We start from the raw sequence: 19,262 nt of genomic DNA, 5'->3' as shown, positions 1-19,262 counted from the left end.
GGTTTTTTCTTGCGTAAAAGGAGGTCTCATGATAAGGTTATTTTGTTTCCGCGGAAACAAAGATCGAATAGATAAGGAGCTGATGCTGCATTGGACCCTAAAAAGAAGCTTTGGAATCGATGGATCACCTTCCTACATAAGCAGGAGGAGCGCAGCAAGCTACGTGAAGAAATGCTATTGCGCCAGATCAAAAACAGCGTACCTGATTATGATAGAGTTGGAAGGTTATCCGTAACAGAGCTCCACGTCCTTCAAGAGGTAGGGGGAAAAGATCGAGTCAATGTTACGACAATTGCACAGCATATTGGGGTAACAAAGAGTGCGATATCCAAAATAACAGTCAAACTTTTGAAGAAAGGGTTACTCGAGCGCTATCAGCTCGAAGACAATCAGAAGGAAGTTTTTTTCAGGCTAACATCAGTAGGGGAGATGGTAAACGAGATTCACGAACACTACCATCAACGTCTGGAGAATGACGTGTACCGATTCTTGAATAGGTATACTCCCGATGAATTGGCATTTTTGGATGAGGTCATAAGAGAAGCAACAGAAGATTAGGGGAAACATACAACGGGTGTTCATTATTTTTTTTTGCGAAAATTGTTTCCAAGGACACAATATTAAAGAGATAAGAGGAGAGTAACTATGAATCCAAAAAAAGTACTGTACCTACTGGGGATAACACTTATGCTAGGTATGTTCGCGCAAAATTTGTTCATGCCTATTTTACCAGCCATGCAAAAAGAGTTTCAGACGAGTGCAACCATGATTAACTGGACTGTTTCAATCTTTACCGTCATGCTTGCGATTATGCAAATCATCTACGGACCATTTATCGATCGATTCGGCCGAAAACGTGTCATGATACCTGCCCTGATCCTATTTACGATCGCGTCAATCGGATGCTATCTGGTCGATTCTATTTATGGGCTACTATTTTTCCGTGCTTTACAAGGGGCGGGGTTTGCTGCCATTCCGATCGTAGCCGCAACGATTATTGGAGATATATTTACAGGAGTCCAACGTGCATCTGCGATGGGTACTTATCAGATGCTGCTTGCGCTCAGTCCGGCACTTGGTCCACTGTTAGGAGGCTGGATTGGCGGTATCGGCGGACATTCTGCGGTCTTTTTGTTTTTGGCGATCTGTGCAGTCTTTCTCGTCGGCATCAATGCGATATGGTTACCGGAAACGAAAAAGGCTCAAGCTACATCATCAGGCGGCTTTACACCAGGGTCTTTCCGAAATATTTTACTCCACCCAGTCGGAGCATCTGTCATTTTGATCGGTTTTAGCCAAATGTACGCCTATTATTGCTTCCTGCTTTTTCTCCCTGTCCAATTGACGAACCATTACGCAGTCTCCGTTGAAATAATCGGATTGGTTTTCTTGCTCGTGTCAGTCGTCTTTATTATCAGTAGCAAGCTGTCTGCTGTCTTGCAAAATCGATGGGGAGCACGTAAAACATTACTGGTGACGACCGGTTCAAATGCTTTGGCGATGTTTCTTTTTATGACTGCGGCGGATGTTTCTTTTCTCCTGCTTGTAATAACAAGTACGCTGTTTGCCTTAACCTTAGGTGTAGGTATGCCTGCACATACAATTTTGCTATCCGAAGAATTTGAAGCAGAGCGTGCAACGTCCATTGGTGTGTACAATTTCATCCGCTATACAGGGATGGCTGCTGGTCCGGTTGTAGGTGCGATGCTGTTAGAATGGGGAGGGGTCTGGCTTGATTTTGGGATGGCTGGTATCCTCATTGCTTTGGCGACCTTATTCGCACAGCAAAAGGTGAGAAGAACCACAGTGAACATGCAAGCGAAGCTCTAATGTTCGGACAGACTTTTCATGTTCGGCTAAATATGCTACAACAGGGATGAAACAATGGAGCGGGAGGAGCAATCAAAAGATGCAGCATCAAGAAGAACGGGACCCGAGGGTACTGATTGCAGGTATTAGCGAAAATCCGTCTAGCATCCAGTCACTAACTGAAGGCGAGTGCCTTACATTCCTGCAAATGCTCGAACAGCAACGCCTGGAACATCCAGACGAAGAGCTTGATTTGGCTGAGGCGATGGTGCTGACGCGGATGTCTGCTTTGCGCATGCACAAAACAGGAGGCCATACACTTTCAGCTGAATGGGTCGATCGTGCTCTTCAACTAGCCCCTGATTATCGCTACGCGAGAGAGGTTAAGCTCGAGCTGTATTTTTCTCAGTTGCGATCACATGCCTTTCTCACTGAATTCAAATCTGTGCGTGAAACGGATAACGTCGTCATGCGCAGGAGAACAGTTGAAGTGCTGGAAGAGCAAGCAACCATTGAGCTGGCTGAAATCACGAAGTGGCGCGCTCTTGCGGAGGAGACGCTACTGGCAGCGCAAAAGTGGAACGATTCGGAGGCGGAAGCTACGGCTGCTGGCCTCGTGCTGTTATACACAGAACGACAAAATTTATTAGTACAATTGCAAGAACGTGTTCAAGCATATGGAGCGTCTTTATCCGGGGTCTTTTACTCCAGTGAAATGCTTGTCCAATTGCAAGAGACGATTCGCGCTTTAACGAAGCAGCAAGACCAGAAAGAAATGCTTCTACCGCAAAGGAACGAAAGGATAGAGGATCGCGAAAAAGCGCCTCAGCAAGATTTGAGTGCGTTAGCGCAATTGGAGCAGTTGATTGGCTTGGACGAGATCAAACAGCGGGTTCGGCAGTTGGCGCAATTTCTGCAATATCGCCAGCTGCGTGAAGAAAAGGGCTGGCATATGAAAGACCAGCTCCCCCTACATCTCGTACTGATGGGGAACCCAGGCACGGGGAAGACGACTCTGGCTCGCTTGATCGCCAAGCTGTATCAAGAGCTCGGGTTGTTGGCAAAAGGACAGCTCATCGAGGTGGATCGTTCTCAGTTGGTCGGGGCTTACGTGGGACAGACAGAGCAGCGCGTCATGGAAGCGATCAAGCAGGCAGACGGCGGCGTTCTGTTTATCGATGAGGCATACAGCTTGAAGCGCCCGGATAGCTCTGGCAGTGATTACGGACAAGTGGCGATTGACACCCTTGTATCTGCTATGACAAGCGGCGAGTATGCAGGACGCTTCGTCGTGATGCTGGCGGGATATCCGGAAGAAATGCGTCATTTTTTGTACGCCAACCCTGGGCTGAATAGCCGTTTTCCAGAGACGGGCCACTTTTTGCTGCCGGACTATCAGGCGGACGAACTGGTACAAATCGCAGAGGAAGTAGCCGGACGGAACGATTTTACTCTAACAGAGGCGGCAAAAATTACGTTGGGTCAGCGCATTGAAAAAGCGCAAGTAGACGAGACGTTTGGCAATGCACGGGCAGTCACTAATATCGTACTCGATGCGATCTTTGCCAAAGGGCGCGAGACAGACGGTAAGGAACTGAAATGGGATGATTTTACGATTCTGAAACCCGAGGATGTACGTGGCTCCGATTCGCCGCAAACAGAAAGAAATGCGGAAGCTCGACTGCAAGCGTTGATTGGTCTTGCTCAAGTGAAGACGGAGCTGAAAAAAATCGCTGCGTATGTGTCCGTCCAGCAAGAACGCGCAGCTAGAGGCTTGCCGAAAAGTCCGATTGAACTGCATGCCGTCTTTACTGGAAATCCAGGAACAGGGAAGACGACAGTGGCCCAGCTGTATGCGCAGATTTTGCAAGAAATCGGCTATTTGAAACGCGGTCATCTTGTTACGGCGAGTAGAGCCGACTTGGTAGCGGGGTATGTCGGACAGACCGCAGCGCTTACACGACGAAAAGTTCGCGAAGCGTTGGGTGGCGTCTTGTTTATCGATGAAGCGTATTCGCTGCTGGGCGGAGGAGAGCGAGATTTTGGGCAGGAAGCGGTTGATACGCTCGTAGAGGAGATGACCAAACACGAAGAGAATCTGGTCGTGGTCCTTGCAGGCTACCCTCTCGAAATGAATACTTTAATGATGAGCAACCCTGGACTTTTGTCACGTTTTAAAAAATACATTGCGTTCCCAGACTACACCGTGAAGGAACTCGTGCATATTCTTGAACAGGCTGCATGTGAGGTGGGGTATGCGATTGAGAAGACCGTGCTGGAAAAGATCTCACAGTCTTTGGAAAAAGCAGTCAGTGAACATCGATTGAATGGCAACGGTCGTTTTAGCCATAACCTGTTGCAAGAGGCGATCCAAAACCAGGCTGTACGACTGATGGATATTCCGAAGCAGGAATGGAATCAGGAAATGCTGATGCAGTTGGCATGGGCCGATTTTCAACCGCTATTACAGTGGACAGTAGAAGAAAATGGGGCGAAAAATTAGTTTTTGTCCCATGTCTATGCATTCTTACTCTTTTGACAATTCACCCTTTCTCTTATAATGGATAGAAATGGTTTTCTTATGCCATGGGGGAAGGGTGTTTGGTTTGCGAAAAAAATGGCAGGCAGCTTTATGCACGACACTTGTTCTGACACTTTCACTGGAGGGCATTCCGGCGGATGCCAAGCAAGAGGGAGAGCGTCGGGGCAACATCCAGATCGAAGCGGATAAGGGTCTTGCATTGGACAAGCTTTCGTCGAAGAAGAGAGAGTCTGAGCTCGTCGTTATTCAGTTATCTGGTCCTGTTCGTGAGGAGTGGAAAGAAGAACTGGAAAATCTCGGCGTCACGCTTGGTGATTACATACCGGATTACGCATTCATCGCAAAAATGGAAAATGAACAGGTAAGAAAGGAAGTCGAGGAGCTGTCCTTTGTCGAAGAGGTTATGGCTTATACACCGAAGTCAAAGGTATCGTCCGAGCTTCGCTTTGAAGGAGGCAACAGAGAGCGGGTCGAGGTTGCCGTCATCGGTTTCAACCAACGGGTGGACATGTATCGAACGATGACGAAAATGACGGAGGATCAAGATATACGAGATATTCAAACACCAGAGGATGCTCCGCATATATCAATCGCTAAGATGGATCAGCAAACGATTGAACAAGTGATCGAGTCAGATGATGTCGTTGCGGTTGTCCCCGTGCCAGAAAACAAGCTACACAATGATGTGGCGGCTACCATCATTCATTCGGACAAGCTGGCCTCGACAGGGTACACAGGCAAGGGACAAATTGTCGGAGTCGCCGATACCGGACTTGATACAGGAAAGCTCCAAACGATGCATCCAGATTTTAAAGGCCAGATTGAGAAGCTCATTTCACTTGGTCGACCGAATGATGCGAGTGATGTCCACGGTCATGGTACGCATGTAGCCGGCTCCATCGTAGGCACAGGAGCAGCATCAAATGGACAGTATAAAGGAACGGCACCGGGTGCCAAGCTCGTATTTCATTCCATAGAGAATGCGAAAGGAAAGCTCGAAACGGATGTCGAGACCATTTTGCAGGAGGCATACGAAGAGGGAGCCCGCATTCACTCCAATTCATGGGGGGCGAATGATAAGGGAGAGTACAGCCTGTCATCGCTACTGTTTGATCGCTTTTTATGGGAGCATCCAGATATGACGGTGCTTGTTGCGGCTGGAAACGAAGGCGAGAAGGGCTATAAAACGATTGGGAGCCCAGCCACGGCTAAAAACGTCATTGCCGTTGGCGCTACGGAAAATGTTCGTCCCAACTTGGGGAAGAACTCCGATAAAGCGGACGACGTGTGGGTATCGAGTAGTCGTGGGTTAACAGGCGACGGGCGTTTGAAGCCGGATATTGTCGCGCCCGGTACAGCGATCTTGTCCACGCGCTCTTCACTGGCACCGAGCAAAAATTTCTACAAGCGTTTTAACGAACAGTACGCGTATATGAACGGCACGAGCATGGCTACGCCAATTTTAGCGGGCGGTGTGGCACAAATCCGGGAATTTTTGCAGGAAGAAGGGGAAAAAAATCCGAGTGGTGCATTAGTAAAAGCCATGCTGTTGACGAGTGCAGACAACTTGGATGAAGATATGCGAGAGCAAGGCTTCGGACGAGCCAATCTGGCAAATGCGATTGAAACGAACTACAAGGACGAGAAGGACGGCATTCGCACACGTGAAAAAGTTACGTATAAGGTCAAGGTCTCAGATGATTCCAAGCCGTTAGCAATTACGCTTGCGTGGACGGATTATCCCGCCGCCATTGTTGCAAAGCGTGCACTTGTCAACGATTTGAATCTGAAAGTGACGACACCGAGTGGAGAAAAGCTGAACGGCAACGACTTTTTTGAGGCACCGTACAACGACGAAGTGGACAACCTCAACAACGTCGAGCAAGTATGGATTACCGAGCCGGAACAGGGAACCTACACCGTGACGGTCGAAGGTTATAACATCCCGAAAGGACCTCAGCCGTACGCGCTCGCGACAACGGGAAAATGGCAAAAGGCCGATGACGAGGAAGAGGAAGAGGAAAAGCCACCGGTTGAACAGAAGCCTTTCCGAACAGGAAAGCTGACGAAGAAGCAGAAATACATGGATTATTCCATTCGCGTCAATGAGCCTGGGGATTTGGAATTGTCCGTTGACTGGAAAGAGGATGCAGACGTTGATTTGTACGTGTATAACAGTCGTTCAAAAGAGCTTGCTTCTGCCACAACGTCCAGCAGTCCTGAGCAACTAACGGTGAATATCGAACAAACTGGTCTGTACAAAATCCGGGTTGTGCTAACGGAAGGCAAAGAAGCGAATTATCGCATGTATATGAATAAGCCAGGAAAATAAATCAAAGACACAACCTTCATCTTCTGAACAGATGATAGGTTGTGTCTTTTTAGTGTTGTTCTTCTTTGCTTAACCACTCCTGTGCACGCATGGCGATTTCCAGGCAAATTCTGTTTTGCGTTACCGTGTAATCCTCACCGAGAATTTCTTCGATTTTTTCCAAGCGATGATAGAGCGTTTGACGATGAATGAACAGTTTTTCCGCAGCTTCCTGCTTGGACAGGTTACTATCCAAATAGACACGCAGCGTATGAACGAGCGAGGAGCCATGTGCTTGGTCATGGGCTAACAGCGGGCCGAGGTAATCGCTGATGAAGGTCTTTAGCACAGGCTCACTAGGTACGTGGAACAGGAGCCGGAACAATCCGAGATCAGCGAAAAACGGACTGGATGATTCCTGACAAAAAGCCAGTGCCTGTTCCGCCTCCGCGAGGTGCCGCCCAGCATCTGACAACCGTTTTCCGGCTCGACTGACGCCCATTCGTATGGGAACATCCGCGCCTAGCATTTGCGTCATGATTCTTTTGACCTCGCGAAAGGCTTTTTCCAGGGTGCGACGGGAATCTGCAAGCGGTCGTTGTTCGATCAGCAAAAAGTAAAACCGATGGCCCATGCAGCGTATGAAAGGACGAAAGTGATGACGAGTCAATAGTGAACGGAAGATAGCCGTCAGATCGTGCGGTGGAAGGGAATCCTCGGCCAGGTTCTTCGTCTTCTCAAACGATAAAATAATCATGTGATAGCCAGTTGCTTTACTGTTGCCTGTGATACCGAGCAAGGAACGTATTTGTTCCTCTGGTATGGAGCGATTGGCAATCAAATCATCAAACAGACGGTTTTCCATAGCAAGTGCCTGTTCCTCCACAAACATTTTCCGCATTAAAATTTGGGCCATTGCGCTGACCGTATTGTCTAAGGTCAAGAGCAAATATTCATCTGGACTGCGTTCATACAAAACAATGCCGACATAAGCGAGCACGTGCCCCATTGCCATCACGGGTTGATAGGCAAGCTGCCTGGTCGCAGATAGAGAAAGAAAGCGGACGCCAGCTTCACTACTATCCAGTTCGGAAAAATGGGACCGCATTAAATCGCTCATCTCCACTGCAACATCATGCGGTACCACTGGGGCAAATTGTGTGGAGCCATCGGGGGCGTAATAGAAGACCTGCGTCTGAACCGCCACCTGAAAATGCTGCAATAGCTTGAGTATGCCCGCTGCCTGCAGGCTGAGCTGTTGCAAACTGCGAGAGTAGGCTTCGAGATTGCGGAGTGCTTGCATCTGCGCATGGATCAAATGCTCGTGCAAATCTTGCGTGATGTCCACAAAGCGGACAGGCTGATGAAAGACGAGCAACGGAAACTGGTGGTGGTTCGCCAGCTCGAGCATATCTTCAGGGATGGACGGGATGTAACGTCCCAGCTCGATACACAGCCCGACTGCTTTTCGCCGAATCAGCTCTGTTAAATAGGCAAGTCGCTTTTCCTTTTCTTCGCCAAATCCGAGTCCGGTTGATAGGATCAGCTCACCGCCATTTAAAAACTGTCCCGTATCGGCAGTCTCCAAGACGTGAACCCAGCGAACAGGACGGGACAGACCTCGATGCCCAGCTACCACTTGGGCATGTTGAAACAAAGGACGCTTGATGATTTCTGCAATGGTCAGGCGCAAATCGTTGCTCATCAGGATCACCTCTTCATTTGCACTATGTAAGATTAACCCTACGGAATGCGTTACGTTTTGTCTAGTGCTGACAGGCGTTATTTTTGGATAAAATGAAATTGTCAATCAATTGATCGTGAGGAGTTGAAGGGATGAACACAGCTATCGTTGGAAATCCGTTGAAAAACTACATCGGGGGCCAGTGGGTAGATTCACTGACGACACGTTTTGAGGATGTACCGAATCCGGCAACAGGAGAATTGTTGTCACGCGTACCACTGTCGACAAGAGAAGATGTGGACAAGGCTGTTGCTGCTGCAAAGGAAGCATTTGTGAGCTGGAGTGCTACCCCTGTCGTGGATCGTGCGCGCATTATGTTTCGTTTTCATAGTCTTCTCGTCAAGCACGAGGATGAACTCGCCCGGATGATCACCATGGAGAACGGCAAAAATCTCCCTGAGGCACAGGCAGAGCTATTGCGTGGGCTGGAAATGGTAGAGTTCGCTTGTGGGATGCCGACACTGATGATGGGAGAAACATTGCCTAATATCGCAAACAGCATCGACAGTCAGGTGATCCGCTTTCCATTGGGGGTAGTCGGGGGGATTACACCGTTTAACTTCCCTGTGATGGTCCCGATGTGGATGTACCCGATTGCGATTACCGCAGGAAATACGTTTATCCTGAAGCCTTCGGAGCGAACGCCGCTGTCTTCGATTCGAATTGCCGAATTGCTAAAGGAAGCAGGGCTGCCAGACGGTGTATTCAATGTGGTTAACGGAGCGCATGATGTCGTCAATGGTTTGTTGGAGCATCCGGACGTAAAAGCGATCTCATTTGTCGGCTCGCAACCGGTTGCAGAATACGTGTACAAGACAGCAGCGACGAACGGGAAGCGCGTGCAAGCACTGGCTGGGGCGAAAAATCATCATTTGGTCATGCCTGATACGGATTTGAAGCGCGCGGCAAAAACAATTACGAGCTCCGCATTCGGCTGTGCAGGAGAGCGGTGTATGGCAGCCAGCGCTGTAGTAGCTGTCGAGGAGATTGCCGACGAGCTGATTTCGCATCTGATCGAGGAAGCGAATGCTCTCGCGATGGGGAATGGTTTGGAGGAGGGCATCGACCTCGGTCCTGTCATCCGTGATTCGCACCTGTCCAAAGTACATGACTATATCGAAAAAGGTGTCGCGTCTGGTGCCGCTCTGGTTCGCGATGGTCGTGAGGACGCACAAAAGCTGCCGGATGGCTACTTCCTCGGGCCAACGATTTTTGACAAGGCAGATGCCGAAATGATCATCGTCCGCGACGAGATTTTCGCGCCTGTCCTGAGTGTCATGCGTGTGAAGGACTTTGAAGAGGGCTTGGAGACGATCAGTCGCTCCCGTTTTGGCAATGGCGCGACCATCTATACGAACAACGGAAAATGGGGAAGAGAATTCGTTCAACAAGTGGAAGCTGGGATGGTCGGTGTCAATGTAGGGGTGCCTGCTCCGATGGGCTTCTTTGCTTTCTCGGGCTGGAAACAGTCCTTTTACGGTGATTTGCATGCAAATGGAAAAGATGGGGTTCTCTTTTTCACGAAGAAAAAAACGGTCACATCCAGATGGTTCGAAGATGGCGATACCAGCATAGGCTCGCAAAAAGTTTTTGTAAAATAACCGCGTACGAAAAAGAAGGAGGATTGTGCGATGGAGCAAGGACAGGTGACAAAAGATTTTGATAAAGAGAGCTTGCTGGATGCAGACCGTTCGCATATGTGGCACCATATGTCCCCCTACAACCCCAATCCGATGATTGTAACGGAAGCGAGCGGATCGTGGATCACCGATATCGATGGGAATCGATACCTGGATGGGATGTCTGGCTTGTGGTGCGTCAATGTTGGCTATGGCCGACAGGAGCTTGCAGACGCTGCATACGAGCAGTTGAAGCAATTGGCCTATTTTCCACTCACACAAAGCCACGTCCCTGCTATTCGTTTATCTGAGAAGATCAGCGAATGGCTTGGGGAGGAGTATCGCGTATTTTTTTCCAACAGCGGCTCGGAAGCGAACGAGGTCGCATTCAAGATTGCCCGTCAATATCATCACCAGAACGGGGAGCCTGGCCGCTACAAATTCATTTCGCGCCATCGCGCTTACCACGGGAATACGATGGGGGCTCTCGCTGCAACTGGTCAATCCATACGGAAGGAAAAATACGAGCCATTAGCGCCTGGCTTCCTTCATGTGCCGCCGCCTTACTGCTATCGCTGTCCGGCTGGAAAATCGTACGGCAAATGCAATCTGGAGTGCGCCCAATATTACGATCAAGTGATCAATTGGGAAGGCGAGAAGACAGTGGCTGCCGTCATCATGGAGCCGACCATTACTGGGGGAGGTGTCCTCGTTCCTTCACCGGAATACATGCCAAAAGTTCGGGAAATCTGCGATAAGTACGGTGTGTTGATGATCGTGGATGAGGTCATCTGCGGATTTGGTCGCTCCGGTCAAAAATTCGGGCACCAAAATTTCGGAATCAAGCCAGACATCGTGACTATGGCCAAAGGTATTACGAGCGCCTACTTGCCACTTTCCGCAACGGCTGTACGCGCAGAAATCGCAGACAAATTCAATGAGCAGGGGAATAATCTACATTTCCGTCATGTCAATACATTCGGCGGCAATCCGGCAGCATGTGCACTTGCTCTGAAAAATCTCGAAATTTTAGAAGAGGAAAAACTGGTGGAGAGAGCCGAGGAACTCGGTGCAGAATTGCGTGCCAAGCTGGCGTTTCTCGCAGATCATCCATATGTTGGAGATATTCGTAGCTTCGGCTTCCTAATGGGGATCGAGATGGTAGAGGATCGTAATACGAAGGAGCCTGCAGCGCCAGCGAAATTGACGCAGGTGATTACCGAGTGCAAGAAGCGGGGGTTAATCATCGGGCGCAATGGCGACACCATTCCGAGCTTCAATAATGTGCTGACACTCTCGCCACCGTTTACCACGACGAGTGATGATATCGATTTTATTGTGCAGGTGATGAAGGAAGCCTTTGATACATTGGAATAAGAATAGCTTGGACGAAAAGACGAATAGATGAAAGCAGCGGCAGACTAGGAAAAGCGAAAATTCTAGTCTACCGCTGTATTTATTCAACGATGCAGCTGATAGCGCTTTTGCAGCTTCGCTCGATGTGCGTCCAAAATTTCCTCAAAAGGAACCTCGTATTGGTTTGCCAGCAAGATTAAATTCCCAAGTACATCGCCTAGCTCTTCCACCAGCTCCTGCCGTGCTTCCGCTGCGGGCCTTTCCCCTTCATCAGGACGATCTCGACCGATTTCAATGGCGCGTACAGCTCTTGCCAGCTCGCCAGCCTCTTCCATCAGAAAGCCTACACGAATAAACGGACCGTAGCCTGTCCAACCTCGTTCTTGATAAAAATCTCCAACCCATTTTTGGAACTCAGTTATATTCATGTATATCTGTCCCTTCCTGATTTTAGTATAATTATATGACACGCAAAGAAATTTAGGAAAAGCCATTCTACTTCAACAAGTTTTGGGAGGATGACATGAAACGTATTTGTGTTTATGCAGGTTCCAATCCTGGTGTAAATCCACTTTTTGAGCGGTACGCCCAAGAGTTGGGAAAAGAACTGGTCGCTCGTGGTCTTGAATTGGTCTATGGTGGCTCTAGCATGGGACTGATGGGGCGCGTTGCAAATGCAGTACTGGAAGGCGATGGAAAAGCGATCGGCGTCATGCCTACGGGATTGTTCCGTGGAGAAATCGTACATAAAGGGCTGACAGAATTGCATGAAGTCCTGACGATGCACGAGCGCAAAGCGAAAATGATCGATTTGTCTGATGGATTCATTGCTTTGCCAGGCGGATTGGGTACCTTTGAGGAGATTTTTGAAGTGGTGAGCTGGGGGCAAATTGGCATTCACCAAAAGCCAATCGGACTGCTGAACGTGGATGGTTACTATACGCCGTTGATGCAAATGGTGGAGCATGCGACTGAAGCTGGATTTATTCCCGCTATGCAGGGTGAATTGATCCTGTGCGAGAGTGATCCCGCCGTCTTGCTAGATCGGATGCGAGATTACACACCACCAGTGAAAGTAAACAAGTGGTCAGAGTTGGATAAATAAGAACGAAAAAATAACCCGAAGCCCTACAGTTATAGGAGGTATTCGGGTTATTCTAGTTATTGACAGGATGAATGTAGAAGTGTTAATGTAGTTGATTATATCCCTAGTAAACATATAGGAATAATATTAATATGATTCGTCTTCATACGTCAGGAGGATACTTCATGAACAGATCAGCGAAATGGCTACAACTCTCCACTTCAGCAGCCGTACTCTCGGCGGCGCTCGTTTTTCCAACGGCAGTCGGTGCCACAACGAAAACAACAGTAGAAGCACACGCAGAGTGGAATAGCTTTTTGCAGCAGCAATACGGTGTGACTTTTGACAAGACAGTGACTCGCGAGCAATTTGAGAAAGCGTTGCTCAAGATCGTATCTGCTACTACAAGTATATCGGAAAAAGACTTGTCAGCCAAAACTTTCTTGCCTGCTTCCAAAGATTCCTCCAAGCTGCTTGTATGGGAAGCGGTCAGTGCTGCTGCAAAAGTGGCAGAGTTAAAAGAGCTCGGGTATACATATAGCGAGGAAAAAGTAGCGACTGCCTTGAAAAAAGCAGGGATTTCGTATAAAAAAGGCGGCACGCTTACCTTGCAGGCTGCACAAGAGCTGGCTGTGGCCGTTGACACGGGGCTTGTGTCCGCCAATGCTTTGAAGTCAGCTTCGGTAGAAGGGGCAGTAACCGCAGAGCTTGCGAGTCAATTGCTAGCAAAAGTAGCCGAATTCCATGGCTCAGCGAAAAACTATCTGGGAACAATTGCCGATGAAGAGATTTTTGGCAAGCTCGCTCAAGCATGGAATGAATCGCAAATCATCAAAGCTGGTGAATTGCAAGAGCTCGTAGACAAAGGCTTGAAGCAAAACCTGATTACTGGCTACAATCTGAAGGATGCTGCATTCGATCCTCATTTTGATCCACAGCGCACGATTACGTATGGGCATAGTGATATTGCTCACGCTATTCAATTAATCGGCTTGTTAAAAAGTGAAGGCGTCAATGCCAAGGTCCAATTTGAGCCAAAAACATCTGCCTTCATTTATCTGAAAGAATGGGGAGAGCCTGTTCAAACAGCCGATTATCAGGTGGTTCAGATTGAAAACGGCAACTACATTGCGTATGCCAAGGAGTACGATCTCAGCCTGGAATTCGACAGCGTAGAGGCGAAGAAGAAGTTCCAGCCACTTGTTTTGAAATATGCAAAACGGGATCAAGAGGACATGACAGGATTGCTCAAGGCTTCTTGGTGGCAGCCGCTTTATCATTCTCGTACGGAGCTGGCAGATTATGCTGTCATTACGAACAACGTGTTAAAAGACGGCCGTTATGTCGTGCAGTCTTTCTCCCTGAATGAAGAATCACCAAAAGTCGTGGAAGGCTTCCATAAGCTGAATGACAAGGTAAAGGTAGAGACATACAAGTTTTGGGTAGATCAACCGTTCTTCAATTATCTCAACGGTGAATCGAAGTAAAGCAAGTGCATCGAAAAGCGTCCTTCCCTTCAAAAAATTGGGGAAAGGACGCTTTATTCTGTTACATTGATAATGGATAAAAAACTTTTTAGCGGATTTTGTCTATTTCTGGTATAATTTAGGGATAATCGTTGTTTTATGACGATGGTTGTATAGTCATGCTGATAGTTTGGGAGGGAATGAAGTGGAAAAGAAAGCGATAATGCTACTGTTGTCCTGCTGTTTGTTCGCTTCGACAGCATTTGCAGCAAACGCATCAACGACAATGCCAACCTCAACGCAAAGCGGTACTGGAACATCCGTGCAGGCACCAGCAGATTTGTCAAAAGGGCTGCTCGTGAATACCTTCACTTCCCATCAGTGGAAACAAGATTCGCTCACAAAGCTTCTGGGGAAATCCGTAAAAGAATTTGATGATTATGTGTATTATCCACAAGGAATCAGCATGAAGTGGGACGAAAACAAGCAAGCGTTTGCCGTTCTCGTTGAACCTTCCTATAAAGGCGAAGTTGTAAAAGGGATTACGACCTCTAAAAGAAAAGACGAGATCATCCGAATCTTGGGTAAACCACATTTCTCTGATGAAAAGCTTGCGTTGATTGGCTATGCGGAACAGGGCTATCACTTGTTCTTCACGTTCACGCAGGATAAAGTAAAAGCCATTTCTATTTATCGACGCGATCAGATCGCCGATACAAAGGCACTTGTTGATATGGCTAAAAACTTGCAAGACTATGGTGAAAAATTAGGGGCACCCGCAGAATATGCTGATTTTTCTATCTTTGGTGCTTGGGGTAAGCCGGATTTTTCGTATCACCTTAGAGGAATCGGTACATACGCCTGGGAGTATCCATCCAGAGGCATCGCCTACGATGGTATGCCAGATGATGCAACGCTAACCATCTACAGTAATTTTCCGAGCAAAGACAAGCTCGCAGATTTGAAAAACGGTAAGAACATCGTCTTTTCCAAAGAAGATTCCCTGTTCCTGATCGAAAAACTGAGAATCGAAAATGAAAAAGAAAAAATCGAATTGGCAAAAAAAGCTGGAATTCCTTCACCAGACAAGAAAAAAATTGCCGTGATCGATTCAGACAATTTGTACAATACCGCGAATCTACGTTTCTACCAGCCAGATTACACACCGCAAGCTCAACTGTTTCCAGGTTATTTTATCGATGAAGTAACATGGCTGGACAACAACTGGATCTTGTATCAGACCATGATGGGTGTGGGAGTTTATCATGTCACTACCCATGAAAAGATAGAAATTATAGGGATGGAGAAAAAGGCAAACGAGCCGTTTAATATGCTGGATGTCCTTTCAGTCAAGCCGGATCTGACGAAAAAAGCAATTGTGTTTGAAGTTGGCATGAAAGAGAAGAAACAGGCTTACACGGTGCGCTATCAAATCACGGGTAACAAAATCGCGTTCTCCTGGTAAAGAGGAGGATCTAGTGCTCTTTTTTGGCACTGATGGGCGAGCTGGCTGCTTCCTTCTCGGCCAGATACGAGCGCATGCCTCGAACAAACAACTCACGAAGGACTTCCTGCTGCGTTTTGCTGCTGACAAGAGAGCGAATGAGCTCTAGCTCAGCTACCAATTCTGAATCAAGGTGAAGGTTGACAGTCTTCCCTTTGGCCCGCGGGTGCAGCTCGTAGTAATCCGTTGATTTTTTTACGATTCCTTCGATGACAACAGCTTCGTCCAACCATTCATGGACAGGGATATACAAGCATGGTGCTTCTAAAATAATATGGGTCAGTTCTTCGCTAAAGCGTATGGCGAGGGTCTGGCCCTTTTTTTTATGCAAGTCGCGGATTTGTCGTGATCTCTCTTGATTGGCAACTGTATTTTCCAGCGTGAGTACGGCCAGTTCCATAGTGCCTCCTTACGGGATGAGCAGTTCTTCTTCTGGTACCGACAACAATACTTCTCCCGTTTTTTCCAATTGGACTTGGTAGGTGAAGTGCTGATCGCTTCGCTCGATGGATGTGATGATTCCCCAGCAGCAATCGCTCTTTCTTGTGAGTTGGACACGATCCAAAACCTCGTAGCTCGGGCGAAGATACCCTTTTTTATATAGATAAGTGAGTACGGATTCTCGAGGAAAAAGAAATCGTTTGTTTCCTTGTTTACTGACCAACAGGGGGAAGGACTCCCGTTCGTCTATACAATCCCCTAAATAGCCTTGATCTGCCCAGCGTTTGACGGTAGCCATACTGCCAGCACGACCGGCTTTTGACTCCAGGATGTCGAGTATTTCGCGCGAAGAGAGAAACGCTTTGCGCATTTCGAGTTGCGTCAGGTAGTTTTTGCGCTCGGCTTCCAATTGGCTGAGAAGCGCATGTGCTTCCGCGATTTTTTGTTTCACTATCCTGATCTCCAGTTCGTAATCCTTCATACGGGATGGCCCTTTCTACCTTGGTTGTTTTTATCCTATTCGAACATGAAATCATTCATGTCAATCCAAGCAGATTGATTTCGTTTCCTCACTAGGCAAATACGAAATGTAACAATCATAAAAAAGCGAATTCGCACATTGATTAATAGCAAGCATGTTTAGATCTGGTGAGGAGGTTGTGGACCGATGAGCATTCCCAATGAGCTCGCGAAAAATTTCTCGGAAGTCGTGCCTGCCCTAAAACCGATGGAAGCCATCCATGAAGCGAATCGTTGCTTGTATTGCTACGACGCACCCTGTATTAAGGCTTGTCCCACGTCGATCGACATCCCTTCCTTTATCAAAAAAATTGCGACCGGGAATTTGTTCGGATCAGCCCGGACGATCATGGAATCAAATCCCGTTGGGGCGAGCTGCGCGCGCGTATGTCCAACCGAGGAGCTGTGTGAGGGTGCCTGTGTACTCAATTCAACCTCCAAGCCCATCATGATCGGCCTGCTCCAGCGTCACGCGACAGACTGGGCAATCGAGAATCAGGTTACGCTTTTTTCAAAAGGTGAAGCAAATGGAAAACGGGTAGCCATCGTCGGAGCGGGCCCTGCGGGATTATCAGCAGCGCGTGAGCTTGCGCGCCTGGGCTACGCGGTTACGGTATTTGAAGCAAAGGAAAAAGCAGGGGGATTGAACACGTACGGCATCGTGTCGTTCCGTCTGCCACAGGAAATTTCGCTATGGGAAGTAGAGCAAGTAGAGGCATTGGGGGTAGAGATACGTACCCTTACACGAATCGGAGAGGATGTGTCGCCAGATGAGCTACTTGACCAGTATGACTCCATCCTGTTGGCAGTCGGTATGGGCAATGTCCCTCAGCTGAATATCCCGGGAGAAGAACTGGAAGGTGTCCTCGATGCCATCGCACTTGTGGAGGAGACCAAGACCAAGCCACTATCAGACGAGATGCTAGGCAAAAAAGTCGTGATCATCGGTGCGGGGAATACGGCAATTGACGCTGCCACCTGTTCGAAACGGCTGGGTGCAGACAATGTCCAGATTCTGTACCGGCGGACCGTTCAGGAGATGTCCTGTTATCAGTTTGAGTACGAATTCGCCAAGCAGGATGGCGTAGAATTCCGCTGGCTCGTTGCCCCAACGCGTGTACTCGAGGAAAACGGCCGAGTGAAGGGATTGGAACTGGTGCGCATGGAGCTGGGTGAGCCGGATGAGAAAGGAAGAAAGCGTCCAGTAGAAATTCCAGGCAGTCATTTTGTTATCGAAGTCGATTATGTCGTCAAAGCGATCGGACAAAACAGACATCTGTCTTTACTAGAAGCATTTGGGCTCCAACATCGCAATGGGATTGTCGAGGTCGAGGAAGGCACCTATCGAACCTCCCATGTCAAAGTTTACGCGGCGGGCGATGTCATTTTTGGTGGAGGCAAAACAGATGCGATGGTTGTCGATGCAGCCAATCATGGGAAACGAGCGGCTCATGCCATCCACCAATCGCTCAATGATCAAATACAGCCAGTATAAAGGAGGAGACCTATCATGGCAGATCTCAGCATGAATCTGGCAGGAATCCAATCCCCGAATCCATTTTGGTTGGCTTCTGCGCCGCCGACCAATTCAGGCTACCAAGTGCAGCGTGCCTTTGAAGCGGGTTGGGGTGGCGCGGTCTGGAAGACACTCGGAGAGCCGATCATCAACGTCACCTCTCGTTTTGCCGGTCTGAACTTTGGGGGACAGCGCGTCTTTGGTTTCAACAACATTGAACTGATTACGGACAAACCGCTTGAGGTCAATTTGAAAGAAATGGATGAAACGAAGCGGCGTTTTCCGAAGCACACGTTGATTGCGTCGTTAATGGTTGAACATAAACGGGAAGCGTGGCACGAGATTGTCAAAAAGGTAGAGGCAATCGGCGTAGACGGTCTGGAATTGAATTTTGGTTGTCCGCACGGCATGGCAGAACGCGGGATGGGCTCTGCGGTTGGTCAGCATCCAGATTTAATCCGGCAACAGGTCGAATGGGTAAAAGAAGTCGCCCAAACCCCTGTCATCGTCAAGCTCACCCCAAACATTACGGATATTCGTTTTACTGCACGATCCGCAAGCCAGGGAGGGGCAGATGCCATCAGCATGATCAACACGATTAACAGCTTGATGGGGGTTGATCTCGACAAATGGCTGCCGATCCCACACGTGGATGGAAAAGGGGCGCACGGCGGCTATTGTGGACCAGCAGTCAAACCAATCGCCCTGAATATGGTCGCAGAATGTGCACGCGATCCCAAGGTAGGTATTCCGATCTCTGGTATTGGTGGAATCTCTGATTGGCGCGATACCGTTGAATTTCTCCTGATGGGTGCAACAGGTGTTCAAGTATGTACAGCTGCCATGCATCATGGATTCCGGATCGTCGAAGACATGATTGATGGACTTAATAATTACCTGGATCAGCGCGGAATTTCCTCTGTGATGGACATTGTCGGAAAAGCCGTGCATACGTACTCGGATTGGGGACATCTGAATCTGAATTACAAGGTCGTGGCACGTATCCATGAAGAGACCTGTATCAATTGCAACAAGTGTCATATCGCTTGTGAGGATACCTCGCATCAATGCATTGACATTGTTCCTGATGCAGTAACAGGCAAAGAGCGCTTGGTCGTACGAGAAGAAGAATGTGTGGGCTGTAATTTGTGCTCGATCGTTTGTCCAGTGGAAGGGACGATCGAGATGGTCGAGATCCCGAGCGACAAAGCCCCTCTCAGCTGGAATCAGCGGCAGGCTACTTTGGCTGCGGGTGGTAGCTGCGAGCTGTAAAGCAATTATGTTTTCGGCGTGGGATGCATAGCGTGTACAAGGGAAGGCATGTCTACTCAGCGACGGGTTGAAGGGGAGA

At 48.4% G+C, this 19,262-nt stretch carries 15 protein-coding genes; 11 read left to right on the top strand and 4 right to left on the bottom strand.

All coding sequences use genetic code 11. The features are described 5' to 3' along the window. Positions 1-90 precede the first annotated feature (90 nt). The 4 genes from ODZ53_RS06160 (at position 91) to ODZ53_RS06145 (ending at position 6,683) form a co-directional block, all read left to right on the top strand. A complete protein-coding gene (locus ODZ53_RS06160) occupies positions 91-558 on the top strand; it encodes a MarR family transcriptional regulator (protein ID WP_372676333.1) in 468 nt (155 codons plus the stop codon). Positions 559-645: 87 nt separating this feature from the next. Continuing rightward, positions 646-1,830, top strand: a complete 1,185-nt coding sequence (locus ODZ53_RS06155) for an MFS transporter (RefSeq protein WP_372676332.1) — start codon at positions 646-648, stop codon at positions 1,828-1,830. A gap of 79 nt (positions 1,831-1,909) precedes the next feature. Continuing rightward, the gene (locus ODZ53_RS06150; protein ID WP_372676331.1) at positions 1,910-4,312 is read left to right on the top strand and encodes an AAA family ATPase; all 2,403 of its coding nucleotides are present in this window, start codon (positions 1,910-1,912) and stop codon (positions 4,310-4,312) included. Between the two features lie 94 nt (positions 4,313-4,406). Next, entirely contained in the window at positions 4,407-6,683 is a 2,277-nt protein-coding gene (locus ODZ53_RS06145) for a S8 family serine peptidase (RefSeq protein WP_372676330.1), read from the top strand. 49 nt (positions 6,684-6,732) lie between these two features. On the opposite strand, the gene ODZ53_RS06140 is transcribed toward ODZ53_RS06145, so the two are convergent. Beyond that, the gene (locus ODZ53_RS06140; protein ID WP_372676329.1) at positions 6,733-8,367 is read right to left on the bottom strand and encodes a PucR family transcriptional regulator; all 1,635 of its coding nucleotides are present in this window, start codon (positions 8,365-8,367) and stop codon (positions 6,733-6,735) included. A gap of 131 nt (positions 8,368-8,498) precedes the next feature. Here ODZ53_RS06140 and ODZ53_RS06135 point away from each other — a divergent pair, with 131 nt between their 5' ends. Both ODZ53_RS06135 and ODZ53_RS06130 read left to right on the top strand, forming a co-directional pair. Next, positions 8,499-10,007: a CoA-acylating methylmalonate-semialdehyde dehydrogenase gene (locus ODZ53_RS06135; protein WP_372676328.1), complete on the top strand. Its 1,509-nt coding sequence runs from the start codon at positions 8,499-8,501 to the stop codon at positions 10,005-10,007. A 30-nt stretch (positions 10,008-10,037) separates the two neighbouring features. Continuing rightward, positions 10,038-11,402, top strand: coding sequence for an aspartate aminotransferase family protein (locus ODZ53_RS06130; RefSeq protein ID WP_372676327.1), 1,365 nt, complete (start codon positions 10,038-10,040; stop codon positions 11,400-11,402). 83 nt (positions 11,403-11,485) lie between these two features. Here ODZ53_RS06130 and ODZ53_RS06125 read toward each other — a convergent pair whose 3' ends face one another. After that, positions 11,486-11,809 (bottom strand): MazG nucleotide pyrophosphohydrolase domain-containing protein, encoded by a 324-nt coding sequence (locus ODZ53_RS06125; protein ID WP_372676326.1) that lies wholly within the window; start codon positions 11,807-11,809, stop codon positions 11,486-11,488. A 95-nt stretch (positions 11,810-11,904) separates the two neighbouring features. Here ODZ53_RS06125 and ODZ53_RS06120 point away from each other — a divergent pair, with 95 nt between their 5' ends. The 3 genes from ODZ53_RS06120 (at position 11,905) to ODZ53_RS06110 (ending at position 15,396) form a co-directional block, all read left to right on the top strand. Then, positions 11,905-12,486 (top strand): LOG family protein, encoded by a 582-nt coding sequence (locus ODZ53_RS06120; RefSeq protein ID WP_047067547.1) that lies wholly within the window; start codon positions 11,905-11,907, stop codon positions 12,484-12,486. A 164-nt stretch (positions 12,487-12,650) separates the two neighbouring features. After that, positions 12,651-13,952: a hypothetical protein gene (locus tag ODZ53_RS06115; protein WP_372676325.1), complete on the top strand. Its 1,302-nt coding sequence runs from the start codon at positions 12,651-12,653 to the stop codon at positions 13,950-13,952. A 184-nt stretch (positions 13,953-14,136) separates the two neighbouring features. Next, positions 14,137-15,396 (top strand): hypothetical protein, encoded by a 1,260-nt coding sequence (locus ODZ53_RS06110; protein WP_372676324.1) that lies wholly within the window; start codon positions 14,137-14,139, stop codon positions 15,394-15,396. Between the two features lie 10 nt (positions 15,397-15,406). On the opposite strand, the gene ODZ53_RS06105 is transcribed toward ODZ53_RS06110, so the two are convergent. Next, complete coding sequence (locus tag ODZ53_RS06105) at positions 15,407-15,835, bottom strand: hypothetical protein (RefSeq protein ID WP_372676323.1); 429 nt, start codon at positions 15,833-15,835, stop codon at positions 15,407-15,409. A gap of 9 nt (positions 15,836-15,844) precedes the next feature. Beyond that, positions 15,845-16,327, bottom strand: a complete 483-nt coding sequence (locus tag ODZ53_RS06100; protein WP_372676322.1) for a hypothetical protein — start codon at positions 16,325-16,327, stop codon at positions 15,845-15,847. A 216-nt stretch (positions 16,328-16,543) separates the two neighbouring features. Between ODZ53_RS06100 and ODZ53_RS06095 the strand changes: the two genes are divergently transcribed. Further along, entirely contained in the window at positions 16,544-17,890 is a 1,347-nt protein-coding gene (locus ODZ53_RS06095) for an NAD(P)-dependent oxidoreductase (RefSeq protein ID WP_372676321.1), read from the top strand. A gap of 15 nt (positions 17,891-17,905) precedes the next feature. Beyond that, entirely contained in the window at positions 17,906-19,183 is a 1,278-nt protein-coding gene (gene preA / locus ODZ53_RS06090) for an NAD-dependent dihydropyrimidine dehydrogenase subunit PreA (RefSeq protein ID WP_372676320.1), read from the top strand. Positions 19,184-19,262: the final 79 nt, after the last annotated feature.

This window comes from Brevibacillus sp. BD137, assembly GCF_041644655.1.
In the GTDB taxonomy this organism is placed as follows: domain Bacteria; phylum Bacillota; class Bacilli; order Brevibacillales; family Brevibacillaceae; genus Brevibacillus; species Brevibacillus brevis_D.
Note: the sequence above shows the minus strand (reverse complement) of the source record. Positions and strands in the feature narration are given on the sequence as shown.

Coding starts and splice junctions, on each gene's coding strand:
- ODZ53_RS06155 (WP_372676332.1), top strand. CDS start 646: ATGAATCCAAAAAAAGTACTGTACCTACTGGGGATAACACTTATGCTA.
- ODZ53_RS06150 (WP_372676331.1), top strand. CDS start 1,910: ATGCAGCATCAAGAAGAACGGGACCCGAGGGTACTGATTGCAGGTATT.
- ODZ53_RS06140 (WP_372676329.1), bottom strand. CDS start 8,367: ATGAGCAACGATTTGCGCCTGACCATTGCAGAAATCATCAAGCGTCCT.
- ODZ53_RS06135 (WP_372676328.1), top strand. CDS start 8,499: ATGAACACAGCTATCGTTGGAAATCCGTTGAAAAACTACATCGGGGGC.
- ODZ53_RS06130 (WP_372676327.1), top strand. CDS start 10,038: ATGGAGCAAGGACAGGTGACAAAAGATTTTGATAAAGAGAGCTTGCTG.
- ODZ53_RS06125 (WP_372676326.1), bottom strand. CDS start 11,809: ATGAATATAACTGAGTTCCAAAAATGGGTTGGAGATTTTTATCAAGAA.
- ODZ53_RS06120 (WP_047067547.1), top strand. CDS start 11,905: ATGAAACGTATTTGTGTTTATGCAGGTTCCAATCCTGGTGTAAATCCA.
- ODZ53_RS06115 (WP_372676325.1), top strand. CDS start 12,651: ATGAACAGATCAGCGAAATGGCTACAACTCTCCACTTCAGCAGCCGTA.
- ODZ53_RS06105 (WP_372676323.1), bottom strand. CDS start 15,835: ATGGAACTGGCCGTACTCACGCTGGAAAATACAGTTGCCAATCAAGAG.
- ODZ53_RS06095 (WP_372676321.1), top strand. CDS start 16,544: ATGAGCATTCCCAATGAGCTCGCGAAAAATTTCTCGGAAGTCGTGCCT.
- preA (WP_372676320.1), top strand. CDS start 17,906: ATGGCAGATCTCAGCATGAATCTGGCAGGAATCCAATCCCCGAATCCA.